General features: G+C 70.3%; 25 protein-coding genes, 1 tRNA gene and 3 pseudogenes. 15 read left to right on the top strand and 14 right to left on the bottom strand.

The window, feature by feature from the left end; translation table 11 throughout:
* Positions 1 to 35: 35 nt before the first annotated feature.
* Complete coding sequence (locus tag ACGF2V_RS03860; RefSeq protein WP_362628288.1) at positions 36 to 470, bottom strand: hypothetical protein; 435 nt, start codon at positions 468 to 470, stop codon at positions 36 to 38.
* A gap of 386 nt (positions 471 to 856) precedes the next feature.
* On the opposite strand from ACGF2V_RS03860, the gene ACGF2V_RS03855 reads away from it, so the two are divergent.
* Both ACGF2V_RS03855 and ACGF2V_RS03850 read left to right on the top strand, forming a co-directional pair.
* Complete coding sequence (locus tag ACGF2V_RS03855) at positions 857 to 2383, top strand: sensor histidine kinase (protein WP_389048667.1); 1527 nt, start codon at positions 857 to 859, stop codon at positions 2381 to 2383.
* Positions 2384 to 2470: 87 nt separating this feature from the next.
* Complete coding sequence (locus ACGF2V_RS03850; RefSeq protein ID WP_362628290.1) at positions 2471 to 3166, top strand: response regulator transcription factor; 696 nt, start codon at positions 2471 to 2473, stop codon at positions 3164 to 3166.
* 90 nt (positions 3167 to 3256) lie between these two features.
* Here ACGF2V_RS03850 and ACGF2V_RS03845 read toward each other — a convergent pair.
* Positions 3257 to 3889: pseudogene (locus ACGF2V_RS03845) on the bottom strand (phosphatase PAP2 family protein); the annotation flags it as partial.
* Positions 3890 to 4117: 228 nt separating this feature from the next.
* Here ACGF2V_RS03845 and ACGF2V_RS03840 point away from each other — a divergent pair.
* The 4 genes and pseudogenes from ACGF2V_RS03840 (at position 4118) to ACGF2V_RS03825 (ending at position 8068) form a co-directional block, all read left to right on the top strand.
* Positions 4118 to 4288 carry a TetR/AcrR family transcriptional regulator C-terminal domain-containing protein gene (locus ACGF2V_RS03840; protein ID WP_362628293.1) on the top strand — a complete coding sequence of 57 codons (171 nt, stop codon included), beginning with the start codon at positions 4118 to 4120 and terminating at the stop codon, positions 4286 to 4288.
* Between the two features lie 289 nt (positions 4289 to 4577).
* Positions 4578 to 5519 carry a peptidoglycan recognition family protein gene (locus ACGF2V_RS03835; RefSeq protein WP_362628296.1) on the top strand — a complete coding sequence of 314 codons (942 nt, stop codon included), beginning with the start codon at positions 4578 to 4580 and terminating at the stop codon, positions 5517 to 5519.
* Positions 5520 to 6199: 680 nt separating this feature from the next.
* A pseudogene (locus ACGF2V_RS03830) lies at positions 6200 to 6810 on the top strand (transposase); the annotation flags it as partial.
* A 436-nt stretch (positions 6811 to 7246) separates the two neighbouring features.
* On the top strand, positions 7247 to 8068 hold the full coding sequence (locus ACGF2V_RS03825; protein ID WP_362628299.1) for a LamG-like jellyroll fold domain-containing protein: 822 nt from the start codon (positions 7247 to 7249) through the stop codon (positions 8066 to 8068).
* Between the two features lie 366 nt (positions 8069 to 8434).
* Here ACGF2V_RS03825 and ACGF2V_RS03820 read toward each other — a convergent pair.
* From ACGF2V_RS03820 to ACGF2V_RS03795, 6 genes and pseudogenes are all read right to left on the bottom strand, one after another.
* Positions 8435 to 8743, bottom strand: a pseudogene (locus ACGF2V_RS03820) (IS30 family transposase); the annotation flags it as partial.
* A gap of 239 nt (positions 8744 to 8982) precedes the next feature.
* Positions 8983 to 9375, bottom strand: a complete 393-nt coding sequence (locus ACGF2V_RS03815; protein WP_392910646.1) for a helix-turn-helix domain-containing protein — start codon at positions 9373 to 9375, stop codon at positions 8983 to 8985.
* Positions 9376 to 9396: 21 nt separating this feature from the next.
* Positions 9397 to 9654, bottom strand: coding sequence for a hypothetical protein (locus ACGF2V_RS03810; RefSeq protein WP_362628302.1), 258 nt, complete (start codon positions 9652 to 9654; stop codon positions 9397 to 9399).
* A 132-nt stretch (positions 9655 to 9786) separates the two neighbouring features.
* On the bottom strand, positions 9787 to 9966 hold the full coding sequence (locus ACGF2V_RS03805) for a hypothetical protein (RefSeq protein WP_362704465.1): 180 nt from the start codon (positions 9964 to 9966) through the stop codon (positions 9787 to 9789).
* Positions 9967 to 10003: 37 nt separating this feature from the next.
* Complete coding sequence (locus tag ACGF2V_RS03800) at positions 10004 to 10225, bottom strand: hypothetical protein (protein ID WP_362628305.1); 222 nt, start codon at positions 10223 to 10225, stop codon at positions 10004 to 10006.
* A 5-nt stretch (positions 10226 to 10230) separates the two neighbouring features.
* Complete coding sequence (locus tag ACGF2V_RS03795) at positions 10231 to 10497, bottom strand: hypothetical protein (RefSeq protein ID WP_362628308.1); 267 nt, start codon at positions 10495 to 10497, stop codon at positions 10231 to 10233.
* A 554-nt stretch (positions 10498 to 11051) separates the two neighbouring features.
* Here ACGF2V_RS03795 and ACGF2V_RS03790 point away from each other — a divergent pair.
* Together ACGF2V_RS03790 and ACGF2V_RS03785 are read left to right on the top strand one after the other, a co-directional pair.
* Positions 11052 to 11195: a hypothetical protein gene (locus ACGF2V_RS03790; RefSeq protein ID WP_362628310.1), complete on the top strand. Its 144-nt coding sequence runs from the start codon at positions 11052 to 11054 to the stop codon at positions 11193 to 11195.
* Between the two features lie 552 nt (positions 11196 to 11747).
* Positions 11748 to 12113: a hypothetical protein gene (locus ACGF2V_RS03785; RefSeq protein WP_362628313.1), complete on the top strand. Its 366-nt coding sequence runs from the start codon at positions 11748 to 11750 to the stop codon at positions 12111 to 12113.
* A 281-nt stretch (positions 12114 to 12394) separates the two neighbouring features.
* Here ACGF2V_RS03785 and ACGF2V_RS03780 read toward each other — a convergent pair whose 3' ends face one another.
* Positions 12395 to 12601: a hypothetical protein gene (locus ACGF2V_RS03780; protein ID WP_362704463.1), complete on the bottom strand. Its 207-nt coding sequence runs from the start codon at positions 12599 to 12601 to the stop codon at positions 12395 to 12397.
* Between the two features lie 110 nt (positions 12602 to 12711).
* Here ACGF2V_RS03780 and ACGF2V_RS03775 point away from each other — a divergent pair, with 110 nt between their 5' ends.
* The 3 genes from ACGF2V_RS03775 to ACGF2V_RS03765 are packed head-to-tail and all read left to right on the top strand — an operon-like array spanning position 12712 to position 13947.
* Positions 12712 to 13233, top strand: coding sequence for a helix-turn-helix domain-containing protein (locus ACGF2V_RS03775; RefSeq protein WP_362704460.1), 522 nt, complete (start codon positions 12712 to 12714; stop codon positions 13231 to 13233).
* Between the two features lie 44 nt (positions 13234 to 13277).
* On the top strand, positions 13278 to 13688 hold the full coding sequence (locus ACGF2V_RS03770; protein ID WP_362704457.1) for a hypothetical protein: 411 nt from the start codon (positions 13278 to 13280) through the stop codon (positions 13686 to 13688).
* Positions 13636 to 13947 carry a hypothetical protein gene (locus tag ACGF2V_RS03765; protein ID WP_392910639.1) on the top strand — a complete coding sequence of 104 codons (312 nt, stop codon included), beginning with the start codon at positions 13636 to 13638 and terminating at the stop codon, positions 13945 to 13947. Before ACGF2V_RS03770 ends, ACGF2V_RS03765 begins: the two co-directional genes overlap by 53 nt.
* A 406-nt stretch (positions 13948 to 14353) precedes the next feature.
* On the opposite strand, the gene ACGF2V_RS03760 is transcribed toward ACGF2V_RS03765, so the two are convergent.
* Positions 14354 to 14425 (bottom strand) — tRNA-Val (locus ACGF2V_RS03760).
* A 233-nt stretch (positions 14426 to 14658) separates the two neighbouring features.
* Here ACGF2V_RS03760 and ACGF2V_RS03755 point away from each other — a divergent pair.
* The 4 genes from ACGF2V_RS03755 to ACGF2V_RS03740 all read left to right on the top strand — a co-directional run bounded on the left by ACGF2V_RS03755 (position 14659) and on the right by ACGF2V_RS03740 (position 18352).
* Complete coding sequence (locus ACGF2V_RS03755; protein WP_362704451.1) at positions 14659 to 15444, top strand: DUF4097 family beta strand repeat-containing protein; 786 nt, start codon at positions 14659 to 14661, stop codon at positions 15442 to 15444.
* Positions 15445 to 15515: 71 nt separating this feature from the next.
* Positions 15516 to 17045: a hypothetical protein gene (locus tag ACGF2V_RS03750; protein WP_362704448.1), complete on the top strand. Its 1530-nt coding sequence runs from the start codon at positions 15516 to 15518 to the stop codon at positions 17043 to 17045.
* A gap of 370 nt (positions 17046 to 17415) precedes the next feature.
* A complete protein-coding gene (locus ACGF2V_RS03745) occupies positions 17416 to 18003 on the top strand; it encodes a DUF4383 domain-containing protein (RefSeq protein ID WP_362628330.1) in 588 nt (195 codons plus the stop codon).
* Positions 18004 to 18121: 118 nt separating this feature from the next.
* Positions 18122 to 18352 (top strand): zinc ribbon domain-containing protein, encoded by a 231-nt coding sequence (locus ACGF2V_RS03740; RefSeq protein WP_362704445.1) that lies wholly within the window; start codon positions 18122 to 18124, stop codon positions 18350 to 18352.
* A 16-nt stretch (positions 18353 to 18368) separates the two neighbouring features.
* Here the strand turns inward: ACGF2V_RS03740 and ACGF2V_RS03735 are convergent, their stop codons facing one another.
* The 4 genes from ACGF2V_RS03735 to ACGF2V_RS03720 form a co-directional block, all read right to left on the bottom strand.
* Positions 18369 to 19028, bottom strand: a complete 660-nt coding sequence (locus ACGF2V_RS03735; protein ID WP_362704442.1) for an O-methyltransferase — start codon at positions 19026 to 19028, stop codon at positions 18369 to 18371.
* 393 nt (positions 19029 to 19421) lie between these two features.
* Positions 19422 to 20315 carry an HAD family hydrolase gene (locus ACGF2V_RS03730; protein WP_362628360.1) on the bottom strand — a complete coding sequence of 298 codons (894 nt, stop codon included), beginning with the start codon at positions 20313 to 20315 and terminating at the stop codon, positions 19422 to 19424.
* An 11-nt stretch (positions 20316 to 20326) separates the two neighbouring features.
* Positions 20327 to 22984 (bottom strand): phosphoribosyltransferase, encoded by a 2658-nt coding sequence (locus ACGF2V_RS03725; protein WP_362704440.1) that lies wholly within the window; start codon positions 22982 to 22984, stop codon positions 20327 to 20329.
* Entirely contained in the window at positions 22981 to 24144 is a 1164-nt protein-coding gene (locus tag ACGF2V_RS03720) for an HpcH/HpaI aldolase/citrate lyase family protein (protein WP_362628341.1), read from the bottom strand. Before ACGF2V_RS03720 ends, ACGF2V_RS03725 begins: the two co-directional genes overlap by 4 nt.
* Positions 24145 to 24264: the final 120 nt, after the last annotated feature.

Raw genomic sequence — 24264 nt, 5'->3', positions numbered from 1 at the left:
CGATCAAGCAGTCGAACGGTCAGGCGGTGAAGCGGTCAGGCGATCACCGTCGACCGGTCCGTGCACAGGGCCCAGATGACGAAGGTGTCGATGGCGATGGAGATGATCGCCCAGAGCGGCTGGTACGGCAGCCAGGCGAAATTGACGACCAGGCTGACGGCGGCGAGCACCACACCGGCGGCGCGCGCCCACATCGCTCCCCTGAGAATGCTCGAGCCGATGATCACGAGCACGATGCCGAGGACGAGGTGGATCCAGCCCCACGAGGTCACGTCGAACCTGAACGTGTAGTTGTTGATGCGCGCGTAGACCTGGTCGGAGGCGAGGCCGGAGATGCCTTTGATCACCCCGAAGACGCCGTCGACGAGGAGCAGGACACCGGCGAACATGGTTCCGCCGACCGCCCAGGTGCTGGCTTCCCCGTGACCGCCGGTACGGATCGGGCCGGATGCGGGCGCTGAGTGTGCCATGGGAACTCCTTGGCCGGAACGGGACGAGCAGGACGTGTGGGCCGAGCGGCCGGTGAACCAAACGGAACCAGACGGAACCGATCGGAACCGGACGGAACCGAACGATTCGGATGGGTCGGATGGGACGGCGCAACAGAACCGACCTTGCGCCGCGCGTTTCGCCGCGACCACCCGTACGCGCCCGTGCGAGTGACGGCTCGCTGGGTGCCGGGGACGACTCGCGGTGGGCGGAGGACGGCGCGCGGTGGCGGCGGACGGTGGACGGTGGACCGTGGACGGAGGACGGAGGACGGAGGACGTTGGGCGGGGGACGGAGGACGGCGCGCGCGACAAGGGTGACTTTCGGCAGTGCCGGGACACCCTCCCGGCTGCGTACCGTCGTGCGGGTGAAGAGAGTGATGACCGGCGTCGCGGCCCGGCGGGGTGCCCGGGCGCACGCCCCGGACAAGGGCACGCGGCCCGCCGTCGTCCTGCGGTCCGCACGCGCCCTTGCCCCCTGGGCCCCGCCCGCCCTCGCCCCCGGCGGTCTGCTGACCGTCGCCGCTGCGGTCTGTGTCGGGCTGAGCGCCGTCAGTATGTGGTGGGCCCTACCCGCGGCGGTGGCTGCCTTCCTCGCCGGCCGGGAGCCAGGAAGGACCGGGCCCACGCTCCTGGTGCTCGTCGCCGTCGTCGCAGGCGGGGTCGTCGCGGTGGCGCTGGTGCCGTCCTGGCTGCTCATGGCGGGGCGGTACGTCGCCGTGGTGTCGGTGGCGGCGATGCTGCCCTGGTTCGCCGGGCGGTTCTGGCGCCAGTACCAGGAACTCGTCCGGGCGGGCTGGGAACGGGCCGACCGGCTGGAGCGCGAACAGCGGCTCGTCGCCGAGCAGGCCCGGTCCCGGGAGCGGGCCCGGATCGCCCAGGACATGCACGACGTCCTCGGCCACGACCTGAGTCTCATCGCCCTGTCGGCGGGCGCCCTCAAGCTCGCCCCTGGCCTGGACGAGGCCCAGCGGGCGGCGGCCGGTGAGATCCGGGCACGGGCAGCCGCGTCGGTGGAGCGGCTCGGCGAGGTGATCGGCATCCTGCGGGAGGAGGCGGACGACGAACCGCCGCGGGCATCCGGGACCGGCATCCCCCGCCTGGTCGACGACGCCGTGGCTGCCGGTCTCACGGTCGACCTGCGGATCGACGGCGACGGCGACACCGACGGCGGCGGCGTGCCGCCGACCGCCGCCCGGGCCGCCCACCGCGTCGTCCAGGAAGCCCTCACCAACGCCGCCAAGCACGCCCCGCTGGCCCCGGTGAGCGTATGGGTGACATACACCACCGAGGAGACCGCGGTCCGCGTGCGGAACGGCCCCTCGCCCGCGCGCGGCGGCCCGGAGACCGTGCCGGGCACCGGGCGGGGCCTGATCGGACTGGACGAACGGGTGCGGCTGGCGGGCGGCACCTTCGCGTACGGTCCCCGCGGGGACGGCTTCGAGGTCACCGCCCGGCTGCCGCACGCCCCGTCCGTCCGCCGCCCGGCGACGACGGCGCCCCACGAGCCGGCTCCGACACTGCCCCAGGAGCACCGCCGCGCCCGCAGCCGGGCCCGGCGGGCGCTGGTGACCGCGATCGTGCTGCCGCTGGTGGCCTGGGCGATGCTGAGTGCCGCCCTCATGGGCTGGGACATCCGCTCGGCCCAGCAGTCCGTACTGGCCCCGGGTGACTACGCCCGGCTGCGGGTGGGACAGGATCGGGACACGGTGCGCCCGCTGCTTCCCGAGCGTGAGACCACGCAGCGGCGGGTGGACGGGGAACCGAGGGAGAAGGGCATCGCATGCGAGTACTACGCGATGACGTCGGATCGCTTCGACGACCGGTCCGGGGACGCGTACCGGCTCTGCTTCCGCGACGGCAGGCTGATGTCGAAAGAGGCCCTGACACCATGAACCGGACACACATGCCCCACGCAGCGCATATGCCACGCGCGGCTCACACACCGCACGCACCCACTCGGAAAGGACGGTGACCGGCCGATGATCCGGGTACTGGTCGCCGACGACGAGCCGATGATCCGCAAGGGCGTACGCTCCGTGCTGTCCATCGATCCGGAGATCGACGTCGTCGCCGAGGCGGGCGACGGGCGCGAGGCCGTGGAGCTGGTCCGCCGCCACCGCCCGGCCGTCGCCGTGCTCGACATCCGGATGCCGGGCACGAACGGTATCCAGGCGGCGGCCGAGATCCGGCGCACGGTACCGGAGACCGGAGTCGTGATGCTCACGACCTTCGGCGAGGACGAGTACATCCTCCAGGCACTTGGCGGCGGCGCCACCGGCTTCCTGATCAAGTCGGGCGAACCCGAGGAGCTCATCGCGGGCGTACGCGCGGTGGCCGAGGGCGCCGCCTATCTGTCACCGAAGGTCGCGGCGCGGGTCGTCGCCCATCTGTCGGAGACCGGCGCGGGCGCCCGGGCCGGTCGCCGCAGCGCCGCGCGGGAACGGGTCCGCGCCCTCACCGCCCGGGAACGCGATGTGCTGGCCCTGCTCGGCAGCGGGCTGTCCAACGGGCAGATCGCCCGGCGCCTCCATGTGGTCGAAGGCACGGTCAAGGCGCATGTGAGTTCCATCCTGGCCCGGCTGGGGGTGAACAACCGCGCCGCCGCGGCGGTCGTCGCTCACGAGGCCGGAATCGTCGCGCCCGTTCCGCTTCCGGAACCGTCGCCCGAGCGCTGACGCCGCCGCCTGGGCGAGCGGCAGGAACGCGAGCAACACGGCCCCGACCACCGCGGCCGCGAGGAGCGCGCCGGCCAGCACGTCGTGCGGGTAGTGCACACCCACCATGACCCGCAGCAGTGCCGCCGCACCGGCCAGTGGCAGAACGACGGCCGCCAGGCGGGGCCGCAGGGCGGCCAGACCGACCGCGAGACCGGTGGCGAGCGTGGCGTGGTTGCTCGGGAACGACCAGTCGCCGGGCGGCGGGCACTCGGCGACCGCCTCCGCCGCACCGTGCAGGACCCGGCAGGGCCGTGCCTCGTCCACCACCAGCTTCACGGCCTCGCTGACCGCGTAGGCCAGTACGGTGCCGACGCCGGTGAGCACCATACCGGCGGACAGCCGGGTCTCCCCGCGCCGCACCGCGCCCCACCACACCCACACCAGCAGCAACCCGAGCACCACCAGGGTGCCCTCGGTGGCCGCCTCCAGCAGCGGTCCCGCCCACGACGGACCGTCCGCCACCGCCCCGGTCACCGACCGGTACAGGGATGCCGAGGCACCGCCCGTCACCTCCACCGGGCCGGCCGTGCCCCATCCGCCGGGCGCGAGCCACGCCACACCGAGGGCCCCCAAGCCCAGGACGGCGCAGGCGAGCAACGGCCGCGCCCCACTCCCGCCGCCGTTCCCGTCGCCGTGCCGGGCCTTGCTCCGGGCCCCGTTTCCGCTCAACGCTTGCTTCATGCAAGCGAACGTAAGTGCCGGGAGCACAGTGGATCCTGGCCGAACGGAAGGTCACGACCATGACTTTCGTCGGGGGCAGGGGCGCGCACGGCCCGAGCTACCAAGCACGGGCGCGCGTGCCCCCGTCCCCTTCCCGAGCCCGCTCCTACCGCGCTCCCGTCGACACGTCCCTGGCCATGGGCGCGTTCGAGGCGCCCTTCGCCGCCCCGGACCCCGAGGCCCGGGAAGGTGACCGCATGGCCTGGCGGCGCGAGTACTCGTGGCCTCTCCCCCACCCGCTACCCGCACCTGGCGTCCGCCGCCCCCTGCTTGGCCGAGGTCGACGAGGACGACCGCTTCGAGACCGCCCTGGCCCTGTTGCTGAACGCGGTCGAACTGCGCGCCCGGCGCACGCGGTAGGCCGGCCGCGACCAGACGCGGACCAACCGGAACCTCAGGGACGAGTCCGGCCGTCACTGCGGGGGTATGCAACTCGTACGAGCCACTCGTCCCGCCGGGAACGGACCACGTCCGTACGGTTGTCGGCGAGCGGCACGAAGTACAGGGTGACAGCGGCGGGTTCCACATCTGCGGCCCGTGTTCCGGGCGAAGGACCAGGCGGAGGAGTGGAGTCGGCGAACGGGACGGCCAACGGACGCGTGGGCCGGTTCCGGAATGCCGCGTGCACCGCAAGGCGAAAGGAGATTCCGTGGCAAAGCCTCTGAGTGCGGCACAGGTCATGTCCGCGCTGCGCGCCGAGGGCGTCCGTGTCGTCGAGGTCGGCAACTGGCGGACGCACAACCGAAATTCGAAGGGCGCGTGGGGCCCCGTCAACGGCTCGATCGTGCATCACACGGTCACCAAGGGCACCGCGTCCACCGTGGCCATGGTCCGTGACGGGTACTCATCCCTGCCCGGCCCGCTCTGCCACGGAATGATCGCGAAGGACGGCCGGGTCCACATGGTCGGCTGGGGCCGCGCGAACCACGCGGGCGGCGGCGACCCCCGCGTACTGGACCAGGTGATCGCCGAGTCGTACGGCAGTCGGCCGACCCCGCCCACCAAGGGCAACGCGAACGGGACCGACGGCAACGCACGGTTCTACGGCTGGGAGTGCGAGAACCTCGGCAACGGCAAGGACCCCTGGCCCAAGGCGCAGTACGACGCGATCGTCCGCGTACAGGCCGCCCTGTGCCGCGCGCACGACTGGTCGGCCAAGTCCGTCATCGGCCACCTGGAATGGAGCTCCGACAAGGTCGACCCCCGCGGCTTCACCATGGTCGAACTGCGCGCCGACGTGGCCGAGCGCCTGAAGCACCCGGCGAGCTGGAACCCGAACGAGGAGGACCCCATGGCGGGGATCACCAAGAAGGACATCTTCGACGCCGTATGGAAGACCGACGCGATCGCCGGCCCGACCGACGCGGCGGACCACAAGACGAACCCGACGTGGCAGGCGCAGTCGATCCTCAAGGACATGCAGGCCCGCATCCGCTCCATGGACAAAAGGCTGGCCGCCCAGACGGCCGCGATCACGGCCCTCGCCGGACAGCTCGGCAAGGGCGCCGACACCGCCACGATCGTCACCGCTGTCGAGAACGCGATCGAACGGGCCGTCACCGACGTGGACGGCGACACCGAGGAGGCGTGACGGTCAGCCTCATGGCCTGGGCGATCGGGCGTTCATGTGAGGGGCGGCGGCTTCTCGGTGAAGCGGCGTCCATGCGCGTTTGATCACGAAAAAGGTCCCCCGGCCGTAGGCGTCCGGGGGCCCAAGCCAGGCTTGAGAGTGATTGTTGGCTCGGTTCACGACGATATCGTGCTTGCCCGTGCTCACGAGTCCGAAAGTGACAGCGCCGAGGTTGCGTGCTCCGCGTCTCCCTTGGGCCGTACTGGCCGTACTGCCGTACTGGCCGTGGGCGCTTGCTCTCGTGGTCTGTGGCAGGCTCTCCCCGCCGCCAGTCCCTGATGGCCGGCCTGCCCAGCAGGCTGCGGATGTCAACTGCCCCTCGATGCGAACTCCCGGCTGTTCGGTCACCGAGGTTGCTCGGGCTGGCCGTTCGGCTCCTCGCAGGTACTGTCGGTCCGCTGAGGTCATCGCGGTTGCTGCACTTCGTTGCTGTACCGCACTGCTCGGCGCAGTTGCTTCGCCTCAGCATACTCGGCCGCCTTGAAGGTAGGCCGGTACGTGATCCGGGCGGCCGGAACGAGCAATGCTCAAGACCTGTGGATCGGTTCCGGGAGGGCACGCGGAAGGCATACCTTCCCGAATGATCCTTTGATGGTCACCGAGTAGGCCCGCGTTGCAGCGCGGGTCGGGAAGGCACGCCCGTGCTCAGCGTAGTCACCGACGACGGCTCCACCCAGTCCGGCTCCCTGATCGATGAGATCGTCCGCGAAGGCGCCCGCCGCATGCTGGCCGCCGCGCTGGAGGCCGAAGTCGACCAGTACGTAGCCGAGTTGGCTGCCGAGACCAACGCGGCGGGCCGTCGCCTGGTCGTCCGCAACGGTCACCACCGACCTCGCACCGTCGTCACTGCGGCCGGTCCCGTCGAGGTCAAGGCACCACGCGTGAACGGCCGCGCATCGACAAGGCCACCGACGAACGCAAGCGGTTCTCCTCGAAGATCCTGCCGCCGTGGTGCCGCAAGTCCCCGAAGGTCTCCGAGGTGCTGCCGCTGCTCTACCTGCACGGCCTCTCGTCCGGGGACTTCGTACCCGCGCTGGAGCAGTTCCTGGGCGGCGCGGCAGGGCTGTCGCCCGCGACTGTGACCCGGCTGACCAAGCAGTGGCAGGACGACCACGCCGCCTTCCAGCAGCGCGACTTGTCGCAGACCGACTACGTGTACGTGTGGGCCGACGGCGTGCACCCAAAGGTCCGGCTCGGCCAGGCGCACTCGTGCGTGCTGGTCCTGCTCGGCGTGCGCCTGGACGGCACGAAGCTCGTCGAGTCCGCCCAGGCCCGCTGGCGCGCGATCAGCGGCGCCCACCTCGTGGCCCCGGTCCGCGCCGGCGCCCGGTTCGAGAACGGCGTCCTGGTCGAGCGCGACGAACTGGCGGCATGAGCACGCGTCCGAGTGCGGTGCCCCGGGTGCGGCGTGCCGAGGAGGGTGAAGGGGGGTGGGATCGGGCGTCTACTCCGATCCCCGAGGCGTACCAGAGGGACCGTCCAGCCACCCCCCTTTGCCCCAGGCCGCCCATGGCAGACACTGCGGGCCGGAACCCGAGCGGGCGCCGCCCACCCTAACCCGCCCCGCTGACAAGGCCGCGGTCCCATCCACAGATCTTGACAATTGCTCGGCCGGAACTCCTTGTGCTCGAAGGCGCGAGACTGGTAGATCGTTCAGCACCCTGACCAAATCTTTCAAGGGGGGGGTCATGCATGACAGATACCGCGCCGCGTTTGTGGCGCTGAGCACCGCCGCGCTCTCACTCACACTTGGTACGCTCCCCAGCGCCGCCTATGCGGCTGGAAAGGAATACGGCGCCGGGGCCGAGGAGACATCGCTGAGCCGGGAGGGCTACTGGCCTTTGGAGGCGGCGCCCGGCGGAATCGCTCCCAATGTGGAGCCCGAGGGCCTCCCGCTGACTTTGAACGGCGATGCCTGGATTTACCACAATGATGACATCTTCGGAAACCCTCCACTGGTTGGCCAGGGCGATCTCAGGCTCGACGGTGACGGTGACTGGGCGGCGACATCCGCTGCACCGGTCGGCGGGGACAGGAGCTTCACTCTCGCCGTTCGCGCCCGCTTGGCCGCGGCCGACAACAGGACGCAGACCGTTCTGTCACTCCCGGGCTCCCACACCGACCGCCTCGGGATCCGGTATCAGGCGGCAAGCGGGGAGTGGGAAGTCGTGGTGTCCACCAAGGACGAGGCGACTGCTCCGCAAGTGGTCATCACTGAGGAGCAAGCTCTGCCCAACGACGATACCCACGGCGTGGGCGACCACTTGGCCATCGTCTTCGATGCCTCTGCCCACGAGCTTCGCTTTTATGTGAACGGGCAGCTGTCCAACACGTCTACTGCCGTGGACACGACATCATGGACGGCTTCGGGCGGCCTCCAGGTGGGCCGCTCGGCAGTCCGCGGTGAGTACTTCGCGGGCACCGTGGACGAGGTGCGCGCCTACTCCGGCGTCGCAAACCGAACGATGATCAGCCAGATGGCCGCCCTGACCGGACTTCCCGACCTCTAACTGCCAGGCAGGCCGGCCGCGCCCGTAGGGTCGTGAAGTCTGCGCAGCACTCCCAAGCCCCCCTGCACGTGGGGCATCCGTGTGCAGGGGGCCACGCATGCGTGCTACTCCTTCTCGCCCTGGGTCTTGGCTCCAAGGGTGAGCTGAGGTCGTTGCCAGAGTGGCTCCGAGTCCCCGCCTGCGACAGGTCGTCGTTGGTCATTGCTGTCCGCTGCCGAGTGTCTTCCGCCCGGAAGCGGCCCGGCGTTGACGCTCGTTGCGCGCTCGCGACAGGGCCGTCGTCAGTGACTGCGGCTAGGGTCGCAGACGCGCGTTCAGCATCCGAGGTACCCAGCGGCGGATTCCAGTAACCGTCGCAACACCTGGTCACTCGACTGTTGCGATGAGCCTACTGAAGTGGTGAGCCGGAGTCTGCCAGCCGAGGGTCTTGCGGGGGCGGTTGTTGAGTTCCGCTGCGACAGTGGCGAGGTCGGCCGCTGAGTGGATCGACAGGTCGGTGCCCTTCGGGAAGTACTGGCGGAGAAGACCGTTCGTGTTCTCGTTCGTCGGTCGCTGCCAGGGACTGCCGGGGTCACAGAAGAAGACCGGGATGTTCGTGGCGCGGGTGAACTCGTCGTGGCGGCCCATCTCGCTGCCCTGGTCCCATGTGAGCGTGCGCGCGAGCGAGACGGGAAGGTCCGTAGAAGGTGCGGACGAGGGCGTCCCGTACGTGCTCGGCGCCACGACCGAACGTCGGGAAGGTGGACGAGTGGCCGCCACGGTGGGGCAGGTAGATCGCCTGGTAGATGGTCTCTGTGGACAGATGCCGTTCCGGCTGGCCAGGGAACGCGGCTGGCAGCGCGCGTCGCGCGACTGATCTGCTCAGGGCTCCAGCGTTTGCCCAGGTGCAGCTCGACGACTCCTTCAGCTCCGGATCACGCCGGAGCTTTCCTTCCTTCGACCTGGCTCGCCGAGCCACGGCACGACGCTGGGCCTGGAAGGGCTGGTAGGCGCCGGTGGCGGGGTTGCTGTTGCGGTGGCAGCTCGCGGCTGATCGTGGACGGGCTGCCGCCAAGCCGACGGGCTATCGAGCGCGGCGAGTGGCCCGCGCAGAGCAGGTCGGCTATCTGTGCGCGCTCGTCCTCGGACAGGAAGCGGTCGGAGACCTGGCCGTCCTTCTTCTCAGCGATCGGCGCGTAGACGTAGTCCTTGCCGGTGCTGTTCTTCAGCGTCCGCCCGTAGGTCCAGCGGTTGCCCGTCTTGCGGTTGACACCGACCTCGCGGGCGCTGACGTGTGTGCAGGGCCGGCGGGAAAGCGCGCTGTCCACGAGTGGAGGTCGCAAGGCACGTCACGAGTACCGGATGGCGGTTCCATACCCCTGGTAGACCGTCCGAGTCTCGATCGACTCGCCAGACAAGAGGCCCACCCTCGTGTGCGTGTCTGGCACCGCGACGAAGCGCACCCCGATGACCGCATCGGCCGCCTGGCTCGCGGCAATCGCCTCAAGGTTGGAAACAGCCTCGGTAAGAGTCCGGGCTTCAGCTCCCCAGATCATCCAGTTCAGTGCTATCTCACGCCCCGTCATTGGTGAGTCAGTAGTGGTCATATGTACTGGCTGGCTCTGTCTCCCCATCGCATCAGTGTGATGGGGAGCGCAGGGCCAAGGAAACCCTGCCGCACCAACCGGCCACGGCGGTTGGTGCCGTCACGAGTGACTGCTCCGACGGGACGAGCCGCGTCACTCTGCAGGCAACCAGCGGGCGAGATCCGCCGCCAGGTCCCCGCCCGCCCGTCCCTCCGCGCTGTCGTCGGCGAGGTGCCGCAGTAGCCGCGCCGCCTCCCGCGCCTCGTCCGCGGTCAGCAGCGGAAGCCGAGGGTCGGACGGGTACGAGCCGGTGACCGGGGGATAGGAGCCCATGCCCAGGACAACTCGGCGACGCCTGCAGACGGCACGCTCACCACGGGGCCGGCCACAGTTCTGGCCCACCCCCACGCCAGTCGATCACCCCGGACAGAGCCACGTCGTCTTCGCTGATGTCATCCATCCCAGCCCGGCGCAGAAACTCAGTGACATCCCGAAGCGAGTGGGCCATCCCGAGAATCTCCCCATCCACGCGCACCCGACGCCCGCCCGACTCATCAGGCGGGTACACCACCACAGGCAGATGGCCAGACATGGGTGTCAGTCAGTGACGGGGTGCAGCGATTCCGCCTCAAGGCCGACATCGACGTCGGCGCGCTCATAGTTCGCGAGGGCCAGGCCGAGGGCGAAGAACGTCGGCGCCCACTCACCCACGAAAATGCCCCACCGGTCCGCACGAGCCACCCCAAGCGGCTCGACCGTCATCGACCCGAACCACGAGGCCACGGACAAGCCGATCGAGAGGAAGCCGGCGCAGTAGGCGTGCTCGGACTTCAGGCCCTTCTCATGCAGCATCTTGACGATCATGACTCTCCCAGGGGAGTGGGTTCAGTGCTCTCTCCACCGTCGCGCAGGAGGCCACCCGCCGCATCTGGGGGACATGGCGAGGCCCCAGCCATAGAGCTGGGGCCTCGTCGTGCAACCTCTCAGCTGACTGTCGGGCACCCCGCAACCTCTCAGCTGACTATCGGGCACCCCGGGGGATTAACCGCCAGCGGGGCAAACCACGGAGACTCCGGATCGATCGAGGCATTCGGGCAGCATCCGGTTCAGCGTGTTCGCCAACCGCAGGCATTGTTCATGGCAGCCACCATCCCCAGCAGCCACAATCCGCAGGCCGAGGATCGCCGCCTCCAAGCGCGCGGCGCCGACGGTGACAGGCGGGCCGCTGGGGCCGTCGAGAAGGTCCCACATCCGAGCCTCTACCGGACACCAGAGCGGGCAGACAAGCCCATCGCCAGGGCATACGCCCGCGACGGCCTTCCCGCCCCGGAAGTGACCATCACCGATCTGCGCCGACAGTACGTCCCGCAGGACCGCGACCCGGATGCCGGCACGGACCAGCGCACGTACCGGGACCGGTGGATCGTGTCTGGCACTGGCGGAACCAGGCGTACGGGCCGGAACGGTCGCTGCGCAGGCAGACTTGGGTGCTCGCCCATATGAAGGGCCCGGAGGGCGCTGCGCTGTTGTCGACCAAGAAGGTCAACGTCTGGAGGCGGTGATCGGCCTCGCCGAGGCGGCTCTGGGGCTCTGTGGCAGGCCGCAAGTAGCCCCACCTCCGCGCGCGGACGGCCCCTCGATCACTTTCGAGGGGCCACGAAAGTGATCGAGGGTCGGGGAACAGCGGAACGAAAACCCGCGTCTGTACGCTCCGTGACGATCCACCGCGGATGATGGCCCGTTATCCGCGGCACCGTCGCGATGAACTGCGGCTACGCTCGGCCGAGGTCGCGTGAGGCGGCCCCGATATCTGCGGCAAGGCCGCTGGCGCCAGTCCTCGTTCCGTTGTTCTGCAACCCCCAACTCCCTCGGTGAGTGACACCCAGCCAACCTATGGTCCGAGCTTCACTCGTGGCTATTTTGCGGCTGATGCCTGAGCCAGGACATCGAGGCCAATAGAATCGCCAGCATTCATCAGATTGTCCAGAACATGACCTATCCGGATGGTTGTGCGAGTTCCTACAGTCCACTGAGCGTCGGATGAATCGGCGTAAGAGGTAGGGGGAAGCATGCGTATCCGTTCACGCACTATCCGTATTCTGGCTGCCGCTGCTTTGGCGGCTGGTGGACTGACGGCCGCAACTACTTCCACGGCCACCGCGGGGCCCCTCACGGCCCAGTCCTGCTACGGCAGCGCGAAGTCCTACTCCAAACCGGCGGGGGACCGGTGGTACCCGAACAACGGATCCACCACCCTCACCACGACCAGCAACTGCAACGACATCAACATCAAGCCCAACACGACGACCAAAATCGCGGTCTGCTTCTACCAGAGTTCTGGCAGCAGGTACTGCCAGAGTTCCTTCAAGACCGCCTACGCGGGCCAGTGGACCGTGGTCGCCACCGACGTCTTGGACGGCACCCGCTTCATCTTCGACTTCGGCTCGACCACAGCGAACTCTGGCGTCTGGGCCGGCTGAATCCAACGCAGTCCGCGCTCGGGCACCTGAGACGGGGGTTCAAGAACAACGGAACGAGGACTGGCGCCAGCGGCCTTGCCGCAGATAACGGGGCCGCCTCACGCGACCTCGGCCGAGCGTAGCCGCAGCTCATCGCGACGGTGCCGCGGATAACGGGCCATCATCCGCGGTGGATCGTCACGGAGCGTACAGACGCCGGTTTTCGTTCCGCTGTTCCCCGACCCCCTGTTCCGCCCCCTCCCGTGCGTGTTGCGGGAGGGGGCGGTTTCGTGTGTCCGGGCTCATCCGTCGGTGCCGTCGACCGGGTGCCGGACGGCACGCTTCAGCGCGGCCTCGACCTCGTACCAGGACTGCCCCGTCGCCTCGGCGTGGGCGGTGATCGCCGCTTGCACAGCCGTCGCGGTCTCGACCGTCAGTCGGTTCCCCTGCTGCTCGGCCCAGGCCGCGCGCTCCAGTTCGATCAGTTCGTCAGGTAGTTCGATTGCCACAGCCCGGATCGCACGACGGTGCGGGAAGGACTTCTGGGAGCCGCGCGGCCTCCCCTCAATGCGTCGCCCGCCCCTACGCTGACGGAACCGACCGCCGACGGAGGGGACCCATGACCCACCCCGCATCAGATTTGGGCATTGGCGAACGAATCCGAGTCCTATGCGAGTCACGAGGCATGACCCGGCCGGTCTTGGCGGAGCTGTGCGGCCGGGGCCCGGACTGGCTGAAGAAGATTGAGACTGGTGAACGGGAGCTTCGCTCGCACACCCTGCTGCTCAGGCTCGCCTCCGCGCTTCAGGTGTCCGATCTGTCAGTCATCACCGGCACCGAGGCCGGTCCCGCGCAGCCGGTGCCGCTCGGCCGCCTCTCGCACCCGGTCATGCCGGACATCTGGGCTGCGGTCATGACGCGGAGCCTCGCGGCCCCGGCCGCCGGGCCCGTCTCCCCGGCTGTGCTTCAGGGGCGCGCGGATCAGACGTGGAGGCTGTGGCACACCTCGGCCAGGAATCGCACCGAAGTCGGGGCCCTGCTGCCCGCGCTGATCCGCGACGGAGAGACGGCCGTGCGTACGCTCGACGGCGACGAGCGTCGAGCCGCCCTGGTCGCGCGCTGTCCGACATCTACCGTCTGACCGGGCAGGCGACCGCGTACATCGCCCCGGCCGAGCTGGCGTGGGTGGTGGCCGACCGTGCGCTGTCGGCTGCGCAGGATGCCGACCAGCCCGCGCCCATAGCGGCGAGCGCCTGGAACATGGGCAACATCATGCGGGAAACCAGCTACCCGGCGGAGGCGTTGCGCGTCGTCGACGAGGCCGCCGACCCGATCCGCCCCCACCTCGAGAACGCGCCGGACGACTGGCGGGGCATCTACGGAGCCCTCCAGCTCCACGCCGCAGTGACGGCGGCGCGCGAGGGGCGGGAGGGCGACGCCTGGCGGTACTGGGGGAAGGGTGACCAGGTCGCGAAGTCGTTGCCTGCCTCGTACGTGCACCCGTCCACGGTCTTCGGCCTGGGCGAACGTCGACTTCCACGCGGTGTCGGTCGATGTCGACTTGAAGAAGGCCGGGCGCGCGCTCGGCGCCGCTGACGACCTCGACCCGGACGTGATGCCGTCTCGCGAGCGGCGCGCCCGCCTCTGGGTAGAGGTCGCCCGCGGGCATCTTCAGCGCGGGAACCGCACGGCAGCGCTCCACGTCATGAAGATCGCGCACGAGATCGGGGCCGAGACCGTCGCTTTCACCCCGTCCGCCCGCACGGTCGCATCGGACCTGTGGCGTACCGCCCCGCGGGCCCTCCGAGGAGAGGCCAGCCGCCTGGCCGCCGCCGTCGGCGTCGCCACCGGGTAAGGGGGACACCCTGGGACGGGGGGCAGACTGTCCCCCTCCCAGTTCCGCGAGCCCTCTACCGTGATCGCCCAGCAACCGGTCGACGTAGGGGGTTCCTGCATGTCCGTCACGTCCTGGCACGCCTCGCCGCAGCGCGCCGCGATGCCGCACAGCGATCCGAGTACGGGCGAGGTACGCGTCCCGGTGGCGCTGTACGCGTGTCAGGCGTGCGCGGGGAGACACTCCTGCCCCTCCCATGCGCCGTACTCTCTGTGGTCAGCGCACGTCCTCCACCCCCTCGAACGAGTGATGGGCAGTGCTCATCTTTTGGGGATGTGGACTCTGAGTGGACTTCGGCCAGAGAAAGGCCCCTCAGTCGATCGCGACTGTGGGGCCGAATCAGGCTCTCACCTGCAATTTCTCACGGTGGGCGCGGACGGTTTCGAACCGCCGACATCTGCTTTGTAAGAGCAGCGCTCTACCCCTGAGCTACGCACCCGTGGATGAACCAACAGGGTACATGGCCGATCGACCACGGTCACAAACGGTCCCGGGCCGACGGGGGCGACGAAGGTGCGGCAGGCGGAGAATCGGGCCGGGGCCGGGTGAGGTGGGGGGTTATCCCCACCCCACTCACGGTGGCCGACCGGATTCCGGCGGTCGGGGCCGCGTGCGTACGGTGAGGCCACACCGTCGGGGACCACCCGTCGTAATCGTGGGGGATAGATCATCGTGGCAGTCCGCACCCGTGCTCTCATCGCGTCCGGTGGAGCCCTGCTCCTGGGGCTCGCCGTCAGTGGTTGCGGGAGTTCGGATCCCGGTGACGCGCCCGCCGAGCACAAGTCGTTCGCGCTCGGCGAAGGAACCGGGAGCACAACCGGGAGGACACTGACCATCGACGCCGGCAACACGACGCTGGAGCTCGCACCCGCCGATGTACGGAACGTCGAGGTGACCCGGCACGTCGACGGCTGGGTGTTCGCCGGGAGCGGGCCCGAACCGCAGTGGAGGCTGCGGGACGACACGCTGACGCTCCAGGTGAAGTGCCGGGCCCTGATCAGTGACTGCAGCTCGCGGCACCAGGTGAAGGTGCCGCGCGGAGTGGCGGTGATCGTCGAGGGCGGCAACGGGAAGGTCACCGCCTCCGGCTTCGACACGCCCCTCACCCTGCGCAACAACAACGGCAGCGTCACCGTCAGGGACTCCAGCGGGCCACTCGAGTTGGAGAGCAACAACGGAACCGTCGTCGCGGAGGGGATCTCGGCCACGTCCGTGAAAGCGCAGTGCGACAACGGCGGGATCCGGCTCGGCTTCGCCTCCGCTCCGGACCTCGTCAAGGCCCGGAGCGACAACGGAAGCATCACCATCGGCCTGCCGGGCGGCTCCGTGGAGTACGCGGTGAGTGCCACCGCCCGCAACGGAAGGACCTCGGTGGACGTGCCGCGCAGCGACGACAGTTCTCATGTCGTGAAGGCTCGGAGCAACAATGGCGGGATCACGGTTCGAACCGCGAACTGATCGGCCCGTGTGTTCGTCCTTACCTGGTGGGAGAATGTACCGGGCAGGGCGGAACGGCACGGGAGAGGGATGTGACGGCGACACACGCGCGGCCGCAGGCGAGAGCGGGTCGGGATTCCGCCGGTGACACCACCGCCAAGGGCACCATCGCCAGGATTTTCGCCGCCAAGGGTGCCCAGGGTGCCAAGGGCTCAGCCGTCGCGGACTCCGGGAGCGAGGCACCCGGAAGGTCCAGGAGTTCCAGGGGGCGCGGGAGGCCGGGGAATGCCCGGTTCCGCGGAGCACTCGGGGATGTTCTCACGCTGACGCTGCTCCCGTTGCCGCTGCTCGCGGCGGCCCTGCCCGCAGCGTTCGCCGGTGGGGGTACGAGGCGTTGGTTCGGCGGGCGCGGCGGGAGTCAGCGCGCCGAAGCGCAGGTCGCGAAGGACGCCGCGGCCGCCGCCTTCTACGAGCTGGACACGGCCCAGCGCGATGTGCGGATCTCGATCGAGACGATCACCGCCGTGGACAGTTCGCCCGACTCGCGCAGGGCCGTCGACGACTTCGACGCTCTCGGGCGGCGGATCGACGAGGCCAGCCACCGGTACATCACCGCGGTCGACGCGCACGATCTCGACCGGGACGATCTGGAGCCGGCCGTCGCGGCCCGGGCCAGGACGGAGCTGACCGCGGCCAGGGACGAGCTGGTACGGGTCAAGGGTGAGCTGGACCGGTTCGCTCGCGGCCTCGGGCCGCTCCTGGGCAAGGCGGAGACACAGCTCGCCCGGCTCGCGCCGGCCGTGGAGCGGGCGCGACAGGCGCTCCTCGGAGCGAGCAATGCTCTCGATGCGGTCCGGGCGTCCGGACTGCGAGCGGATGACCTCGCCGCGCGGTTGGCCGCCCTCGCCCCCGAGCTGACCAAGCTCAATGAAGGCGCCGGGCGGCATGGCGTCCAGGAGACCCTGCAGCGCGCGGACCGGGTGCTGCGGGACGCCGAGGCGGTACGTGCCGATGCGGACCGGTTGCCCGCACGGGCCGCGGAGATCGACCACCGGCTGGTGTCGCTGCGGACGCGCGCCCAGGCACTGACGACCCGAGCGGCCTCGGTGGAGCCGGTGCTGAGCGAATTGCGGCGGCGCTTCTCGGCCTCGTGCTGGCAGGACCTTCAGCCGGTCCCCGAGCAGACGGCGGTCAACGTGCGGCAGGCCGAGGAGAAGCTGAAGGAAGCCGCCCGAGCGCGGGACGAACAGCGGTGGGCCGACGCCACCTCCCGTCTGAGCACGGCACGCGCCCTGCTGAACGCCACGGACGAGGCGATGTCCATGGCCGGCGACCGGCTGGGCCGACTGAACGACGTGTCGAAGGACCCGCAGCAGGAGATCCAGCGGACCCGGTTCACGATCAGGGACGCCCAACGCCTGGCCATGGCCGGACGCAACACCCCTGACCCCCGGCACGCCCGCCCGCTCGACGACGCGGTGGCCCGGCTGGAACGCGCCGTCGCCGGACTGGACGAGCACCACCCGGACTACTGGCACTTCCTCACCGAGACCGAGGCGGTGCGGCGCACGGCCGCGCGGGTGGTCTCGGAGATCCGTGAGGAACGCGGCGCGGGCGCCTGATCCGTTCGGGCGGGGGCTCCTCGTCCGGCCCGGGTCACCCCGGTACGCGCGCCGCCCCGGACGTTCGCCCCGCCCCTGTGCCCTCTACGTCTCTGAGCCTCTACGTCCCTGGGCGGCCCTGTGCCCTCTACGCCCCTGTCCCTCTGCACCTCTGGGTCGTCTACCGTCCCCTGATGCGTCCATGCGTGCATGCGTCCATGCCTGCCTGCTGGTGCGTGCCTTGCCTCTCATGCGTACCTGCCGCCCCGGTGCGCGCACGTTCCTCTCCGATCTGATGTGTATGCGTTCCTCTGATATGCATCCCTGTCGCCCTCGACGGATCCTGGGAGTAGGCGCGAAGGCCCTGAAGGAAGCCCTGAAGGAGGCCGACATGGCCACCCACGCACCGCATGCCATCGGACGCCGGACTCCTCGACGCCGCAACCGGAGAGTCCCCCGGCTCGACCAGCACCTCCCGGTCGATCACCGGCTCAACCGCGTCTACCGGATCGGGGCCGGGCTGATGGGGCTGGTGCTGCTCGCCTTCGGGATCCTCGGGCTGATCGACAGGATCGGCTTCTTCAGCACCGGCGGCGCCACCGTCGCGGGCCTCAACACGAACGGGGCGCTCAGCGTCCTCTCCATCTGCGTCGGCCTGCTGCTCTTCGCCGGAATGGTGATCGGCGGCAACTTCGCCTCGACGCTCAACATGGTCCTGGGTGTCGCGTTCATCCTCAGTGGCTTCGTCAACCTCGCGTTGCTCGACACGAAGTTCAACTTCCTCGCCTTCCACCTCCAGAACGTGCTGTTCAGCTTCGTGGTCGGCCTGATGCTGATGGTCTTCGGGATGTACGGGCGGGTCAGCGGCGGGCTCCCCCACGACAATCCGTACTGGCGGGCCCGCCACCCGGAGGAGGCCGAGCGCGAGCTGGGGCTGAGACGGAGAACGGCGACGATGCCGATCGTCCGCCGCCCCTGACACCCGCCCGCGCACCCACCACTCCTGCCGGCCGCCCCCGCACCCGCCACCCTCTGCCACCGACGCCGGCCGGAGACATGTCTGTCTGCCGTCGTCCCGTGACGGATAGCCTGGGGGCATGCCTCGTTACGAGTACCGCTGCCGCTCCTGCGGAGACACGTTCGAACTCAGCCGCCCGATGGCCCAGTCCTCGGACCCGGCCTCCTGCCCCGCCGGACACTCCGACACCGTGAAGCTGCTCTCCACCGTCGCCGTGGGAGGGTCGTCCGCCAAATCGGCGGCGTCTGCCGCCCCGTCGGCGGGTGCCGGGGGCGGTGGCGGCTGCTGCGGCGGCGGTTGCTGCGGCTGAGCGCGCGTCCCGGCTCCTACCGCTTGCGGGAGAGGGCCAGCCCGTCGGCCACGGTCAGCATCACGCTTTCCATCCGGGGATCGGCGGCCACGTGATCGTTGAACGCCCGGATCGCCGCCGCGCTGCCGGTCGCCCGCGGATCGGTCACCAGGCCGTGGAAGAGCACGTTGTCCGCGACGAGGAGACCGCCCGGCCGCATCCGGGGCACCAGTTCTTCCCAGTACGGGATGTAGTTGTCCTTGTCCGCGTCCAGATAGGCGAGGTCGATGTGCGGCTCGGCCGGCATCGCCCGCAGCGTGTCGAGCGCGGGGGCGATGCGGAGATCGATCCGGTCGGCGACTCCGGCCCGCTCCCACGCCTCACGGCCGTAGGCGGTCCACTCCTCGGAGATGTCGCAGGCGATCAGCCGCCCGTCGGCGGGCAGTGCGCGCGCCATCGACAGGGCTGAGAAGCCGGTGAACGTACCGACCTCCACGATGTGCCGGGCCCCGATCAGCCGGACGAGGAAGGCGAGCAGCGGTCCCTGTTCCTCCGCGGACTGCATGCCCGCGTGCTCGGGCAGGCGCGCGTACGTGGTCTCGACGAGTTCCCGCTGCACGGCGTCGAGCGGCGGGTTGTGGGCCAGCATGTACGCGTACAGCTCATCCGTGATCTTGGTTTCGTTGCCCTTGGCCATCGCACGCTCCTGTTCGGTCCCACCGGGTTCGGGGCCGCCTGTTCCCTGGGCTCCCCCGGCTCCGGATCTTCCCGGGCCTGATTGTGCCCCGGCCCTCGCTTCCCGGGATCGTCGTGCCCCAGCCTCCCACACCGGAGGACGGGCGGGGACGGACCAGAATGGGCGAGGGCAGGCGACGACGGGCGAGCAAGCGGCGATCGCAAGCCGCTGCTCACCACGAGTGCACGTGAACCCGGCGCCTGTCGGCGAGTCGGTGTGTGTGTCGGTCACCCGCGCATGTCGGCAGTCGGCGCGCCGGACGTCCCGCACCGGACCGCACCGGACCGCACCGGACCGCACCGGCGAGCCGGGACCGACGCACGCCCGCCCCGGCGCCGACGCACGCCCCCCGGATCAGCGCGCACGCTCCGAATCGGCGGACCCGTCTCCGGATCGGCGCGCCCGCTCCGGTCGGGGCCCGGGAAGGAGGTCCGGGCCGGAGGCCCGCAGGAGGTGTCTCAGGATCGCCTCGCCCGCGGCCACCCCGTCCTCGGCCGTGGCCTGGACGTGCGGGACGTCCCAGCCGGTTTCGGCGAGTTCTCCGTGGGCCGGTCGCCAGGCGTGGTCGGCGGCCAGGAGCAGATCGGCGTCGAGGAGGCTGTCACCGGCCGCGAGGGTGCGCGTGGCACCCGTGCGCCGGGCGACCTCGCGCATGGCGGCGCTCTTGGTGAGCGAGGCCGGTACGGCGTAGATCTTGCGGCCCTGGAGAGAGACCGTCCAGCCACGGCTCCCCGCCCACTCCCCCAGTTCCTCGACCCAGCCGTCGGGCAGTTGCGAGCGTTCCACGACGAGGTACGCGAAGAGGTCCTCGGCCACGCGCTCCTTGAGCAACCAGGCGGGGTCGGCCGCGGCCAGGAGGCGGGCGCGGACCTCGGCGAGCGAGGCCGACTCGGCGGCGAGCCTGCGGGAGACCCGGGCCTGCCAGTCGCGGTCGGACTCGCCGTCGACGAGAAGGTGCCCGCCGTTGGCACAGATCGCGAACCGGGGCGCGGGGCCGGGGAGGCGGATGCGCCCGTACTGCTCACGGGTGCGGGTGGTCGTGGGGACGAAGACCGTGGTGCGGGCCAGTTCCTCGAGCAGCGCCGCGGCCGTCTCGGTCAGGTAGGAGAGGGGCTTGTGCCCGTACACCTCCACACAGAGCAGACGGGGGGCCTCGGCGTCCGGCATGGCCAGCCGGAGCGCCGCCGCGGAGTAGATCAGGGTGCGGTCGAGATCGCTGGCGACCAGGGTCACGGAGTCGCGGGACATGTCCGGTGCGGTCACTTCGACTCCACCGCCCTGCCGTCCGCGCCCGTCGCGCCCCGGGTGTACTTCGGGTGGATCAGCCCGACGCACGTGTACGGGAGTCCGTCGACCTCCTCGATCGGCACCCCGCGCTGCTGCGCCAGCAGCCGGATGTGGGCGAGGTCCGCGCCCGCACCGCGCCTGGCGAGGATCTTCCACGGGACACGGCGCAGCAGAACGCGGGTGGTCTCGCCGACGCCCGGCTTGACCAGGTTCACATCGTGGATGCCGTACTCCTCGCTGATGCGCTCCACCGCGGCCCAGCCCTCCCAGGTGGGGGTACGGTCGGCCGCGAGCAGTGCCGCGACCTCCGCGTCCACGGCGTCGGCGACCTCGTCGAAGCACGCGGTGACGGTGTCGAGGAAGTGGCCGGACACATCGCCGTCCGCGAGCTCCCGGTAGAACTTCGCACCGTGGAAGTCGTCGGGACCGACCAGGTCGGAGCGGAGAACCGTACGCGAGACCAGCCCGGACACGGTGGAGTTGAGGCAGGCCGACGGGATCAGGAAGTCCTCACGGGTGCCGAAGGTGCGCACGCAGCCGCCCGGGTCGGCCAGGACCGCGATCTCCGGGTCGAAGCCACCGGAGCGCTTGGCCCTCACGCCCCCCTCGCCCCCTTCCGCGCCGTCGAACTCGGCCAGGGCCTCGGCGAGTTCGCGGGTGATCGCCCCCTTGCCGGTCCAGCCGTCGACGAAGACGACGTCGGCCGGGTCGTGGTGGGCGGCCAGCCAGCGCAGGGCGTTGGCGTCGATGCCCCGGCCGCGCACGATGGAGACGGCGTAGTGCGGCAGGTCGAGACCGTGCCGGTGGCGGGCCCAGCGGCGCATGAGTATGCCGACGGGGGTGCCGGCCCTGACGAGCGAGACCAGGACGGGGCGGGGTGTGCGCTCGGCGAGGACCGTCTCGGTGACGGTGCCGACGGCACGGGCCACGCGGGCGGCCGACAGTTCCAACGCCGCCTTGAACAGGCTCTGGTACCGGGCGGACGGCTGGTACTCGACGGGCAACGACTCGGCGTAGTGCGCGCCACCGCTCTGTATCGCCTCCTCGCGCTCCTCCACCGGCGCCTCCAGTTCGACGTGCGAGAGGTCCTGGAGCAGCCAGCCGACCTCGTCCGGCGCGTAGGAGGAGAACACGGGGCCGCGGAGGGGCTCGGGCAGCACGGTGGGAGGCTCCTGCCGTTCGGAGGCGTAAGAGTCGCAGGCGTATGGGTCAGGAACGTGCGAGTCGGGGACCTGCGAGTTGGGGAGGTGGGGGCGGGGGCCGCACGAGGGGACGTACGACGGAACGACGGCGAGCAGGACACGGTCGGTGTGCGCGGCGAGCCGCGCCAACAGGCCGCCGGGGGCATGGAGTTCGTGGGTGTCGGCGACGGAGTCGACAGTCACGACCACGGCGTCGAACCCGGCGCCCGCGACGTTGTACGCGTACCGGTCGCCGGGCCCGTCGGCCGGGTTGTCGTGGGCCGGGAAGACCAGTCGGCTGCGTATCGCGTAGCCCGGATCGTCCACGGCGAGGACGGGGGAACGCGTGGTCGTCGAGTAGCGCACCTCGGCGTCCGTGCGCTCCTCCAGTGCCGCGGCCAGTCGGAGGGGGGCGTACATCAGCTCCTCGAATCCGAGGACGAGTACGCGTCGGGCGTCGCCCAGCTCGGCGGCGACGCGGGCGGCCATGGTGGGCAGTGCCCGTTCCAGGGCGGTCCGGTGGGCGGGGGTGAAGCCGTGACGTCCGCCGTCGGGCACACCGGCCGGCCACCGCAGGTCCACCCGGGTGCAGGACGCGCGCCCCGGGCCGGCGACCGGCTCCCGGCTGCCGGATCCGGCCTTCTCGTGTGCGGCGACCAGCGCCCGGCCCTTCTCCAGGACACCGTCCGGGAGCGTGACCGTGCCCGAGCCCCGCGCGACCAGGTCGACGCGCGCGCCGATCTCCGCGGCGAACGCGGCCAGCCGTCCCCGGTCGGCGGGTGAGCGCATGTCCACCAGGGCCACGACGACGTACCGTCCGCGCGGGTAGCGCTCGTGCAGGGCGCGGATGGTGTTGAGCACGGTGTTGCCGGTGGAGAACTCGTCGTCCACCAGCACCAGCGGCGCGTCGGCGACGGCTCCCGGCTCCCCGGCGACGACGCCGGGCGCCTTGCCGTCGCCCCGGCCGCCGCCCGCCAGCAGCCCGGGGTCCTCCGGGAGCAGCAGATGCGAGGTGGCGTGCGAGTGCGACTCCTCGAAGCCGCCCGCACGCGCCACGCCGTCGACGGGCCGGCGCGTGGAGTGGAGGTACGGCGCCACGCCGAGCCCGTCCGCGACCGCGTGCCCGAGACCGGTGGCCGTCTCCGCGTATCCGAGCACGACCGCCCGGCGCGCCTCGGCCTCGCCGAGGAGCGCGCGCACCCGCCGGCCCAGCTCGAATCCGGCGCCGTACACCACGGAGGGCTTCTGCGGCACATGCTTGCCGAGCACGTTCGACACGAGCAGATGGGCCCGCTTGGGGTTGCGGCGCAGGGCGAGGCCCAGCAGTTCCCGCAGGTCACCGTCGCCGTCGGGCCTCCCGTCGCCGACGAGTTCGACGCCCAGCCGTTCCGTCACCCAGTTGCCCGACCACACCATGCCCGACGTCCGCTCCTCACTCGGGGCGCTCATTCCACGCCCCCCGCCGCCAGCAGCTCCACGAAGCCGACGTCCTCCCTCGCCACGCCGAAGACCTCGGCGCGCCGCAGGGTCCGCTCGGCCCAGGCGCGGTGCGGCTTCACCTCGTTCATCTTGTTCGTGTACGCGGAGCGCATGACGCCGCCGCCGTCGCGTTCGGACCGCAGGATGTCCTGGGCGTCGCTGAACTCCTCGTGGCTGACCACCGACAGCGCGTGCACGGGCGCGACGTGTGACGGATGGATGCAGGTCTTGCCGAGGAGACCGTTGGCCCGGTCCAGCTCGATCTCGCGCAGGAGACCGTCCAGGTCGTGCTCGATCAGTGCCGTGCGCAGTTCCTCGGCCCGGCCCTCCAGGAAGGGGCTGCGGCGCAGCTGCGGTTTGAACATGCGCTTCTGGAGCCGGAAGTACTCCCACACCGGTCCGGTGATCGTGAAGCCCGTGCCGTCCGCCCGGCCCAGCACGTTGACGACGTCGGCGATGACGGCGCCGACGATCTGCACGTCGTACGCCGTCATGTCGGGCGGCCTGCGAAGGCCGTACGCCGAGCAGAAGTCGGTGACGCCGAGTCGCAGCGCGAGCACGCGTTCGCGGTACTTGTCGACGGTGCGGGCTATTCCCCGGAGTGTTTCCCGGCGCGTCTCCAGGTGCAGCAGCTCGGGCGATTCGAGAACGGGCATCGCGAACAGGCGCCGCCCGCATGCCTTTTCGGCTTGAAGGAGGGCTTCCAAGAAGGGCATGCCACGCTCTTCCGTGAACTTCGGAAGTACAAATCCAGACAACAACCGGACGGCACTGCCGAGTCGGCGCACCAGATCGACGATCTGGCCGGGTTCCCGGACCCGGATGAAGAGCAGGGGGAGCTCGTCGCCGCGTGCTTCGAGGTCGGCGAGCTGCCTGACCAGGTTCTCCTCGGCACCGGCGACCTCGGAGTCGTCGATCGAGTCCTCCAGGCAGAGCACCATCGACACGACTCCGCGCGCGACCTGCTTGATGATGTCGTCGGCGAGTCGTGGTCTGGTGGCGGGGCTGTACAGAGTCGCCCCGAGAGCGGCCGAAAGAACATGGGCTGGCGAATCCGCCCCGAACACGCAGGGGTCCCGGAAGAACAGCCTCTCTCGGGCCGAGGGCGCAACGTGCCCGAAATGACGCATTTATTTCCCCGTACTACCTGGCGGACCGGACGACACATGGCCGGTAATAGTACGTACGGAAGAGTGTCAAGAGTTCCCCGTGAGCATGAACTCCAGGTAACTCGTCCATTTACCGACCAC

It is taken from the genome of Streptomyces sp. NPDC047982 (assembly GCF_043204165.1).
GTDB lineage: Bacteria > Actinomycetota > Actinomycetes > Streptomycetales > Streptomycetaceae > Streptomyces.
The sequence above is the reverse complement of the archived record's forward strand: the minus strand, read 5'-3'. Positions and strand labels throughout refer to the sequence as shown.

Bases quoted from the DNA above. Each gene is read 5' to 3' on its own strand.
- ACGF2V_RS03860 (WP_362628288.1), bottom strand. From the start codon at position 470: ATGGCACACTCAGCGCCCGCATCCGGCCCGATCCGTACCGGCGGTCAC.
- ACGF2V_RS03850 (WP_362628290.1), top strand. From the start codon at position 2,471: ATGATCCGGGTACTGGTCGCCGACGACGAGCCGATGATCCGCAAGGGC.
- ACGF2V_RS03825 (WP_362628299.1), top strand. From the start codon at position 7,247: ATGCATGACAGATACCGCGCCGCGTTTGTGGCGCTGAGCACCGCCGCG.
- ACGF2V_RS03810 (WP_362628302.1), bottom strand. From the start codon at position 9,654: ATGACCACTACTGACTCACCAATGACGGGGCGTGAGATAGCACTGAAC.
- ACGF2V_RS03805 (WP_362704465.1), bottom strand. From the start codon at position 9,966: ATGGGCTCCTATCCCCCGGTCACCGGCTCGTACCCGTCCGACCCTCGG.
- ACGF2V_RS03800 (WP_362628305.1), bottom strand. From the start codon at position 10,225: ATGTCTGGCCATCTGCCTGTGGTGGTGTACCCGCCTGATGAGTCGGGC.
- ACGF2V_RS03795 (WP_362628308.1), bottom strand. From the start codon at position 10,497: ATGATCGTCAAGATGCTGCATGAGAAGGGCCTGAAGTCCGAGCACGCC.
- ACGF2V_RS03775 (WP_362704460.1), top strand. From the start codon at position 12,712: ATGACCCACCCCGCATCAGATTTGGGCATTGGCGAACGAATCCGAGTC.
- ACGF2V_RS03745 (WP_362628330.1), top strand. From the start codon at position 17,416: ATGGCCACCCACGCACCGCATGCCATCGGACGCCGGACTCCTCGACGC.
- ACGF2V_RS03740 (WP_362704445.1), top strand. From the start codon at position 18,122: ATGCCTCGTTACGAGTACCGCTGCCGCTCCTGCGGAGACACGTTCGAA.
- ACGF2V_RS03735 (WP_362704442.1), bottom strand. From the start codon at position 19,028: ATGGCCAAGGGCAACGAAACCAAGATCACGGATGAGCTGTACGCGTAC.
- ACGF2V_RS03730 (WP_362628360.1), bottom strand. From the start codon at position 20,315: ATGTCCCGCGACTCCGTGACCCTGGTCGCCAGCGATCTCGACCGCACC.
- ACGF2V_RS03725 (WP_362704440.1), bottom strand. From the start codon at position 22,984: ATGAGCGCCCCGAGTGAGGAGCGGACGTCGGGCATGGTGTGGTCGGGC.
- ACGF2V_RS03720 (WP_362628341.1), bottom strand. From the start codon at position 24,144: ATGCGTCATTTCGGGCACGTTGCGCCCTCGGCCCGAGAGAGGCTGTTC.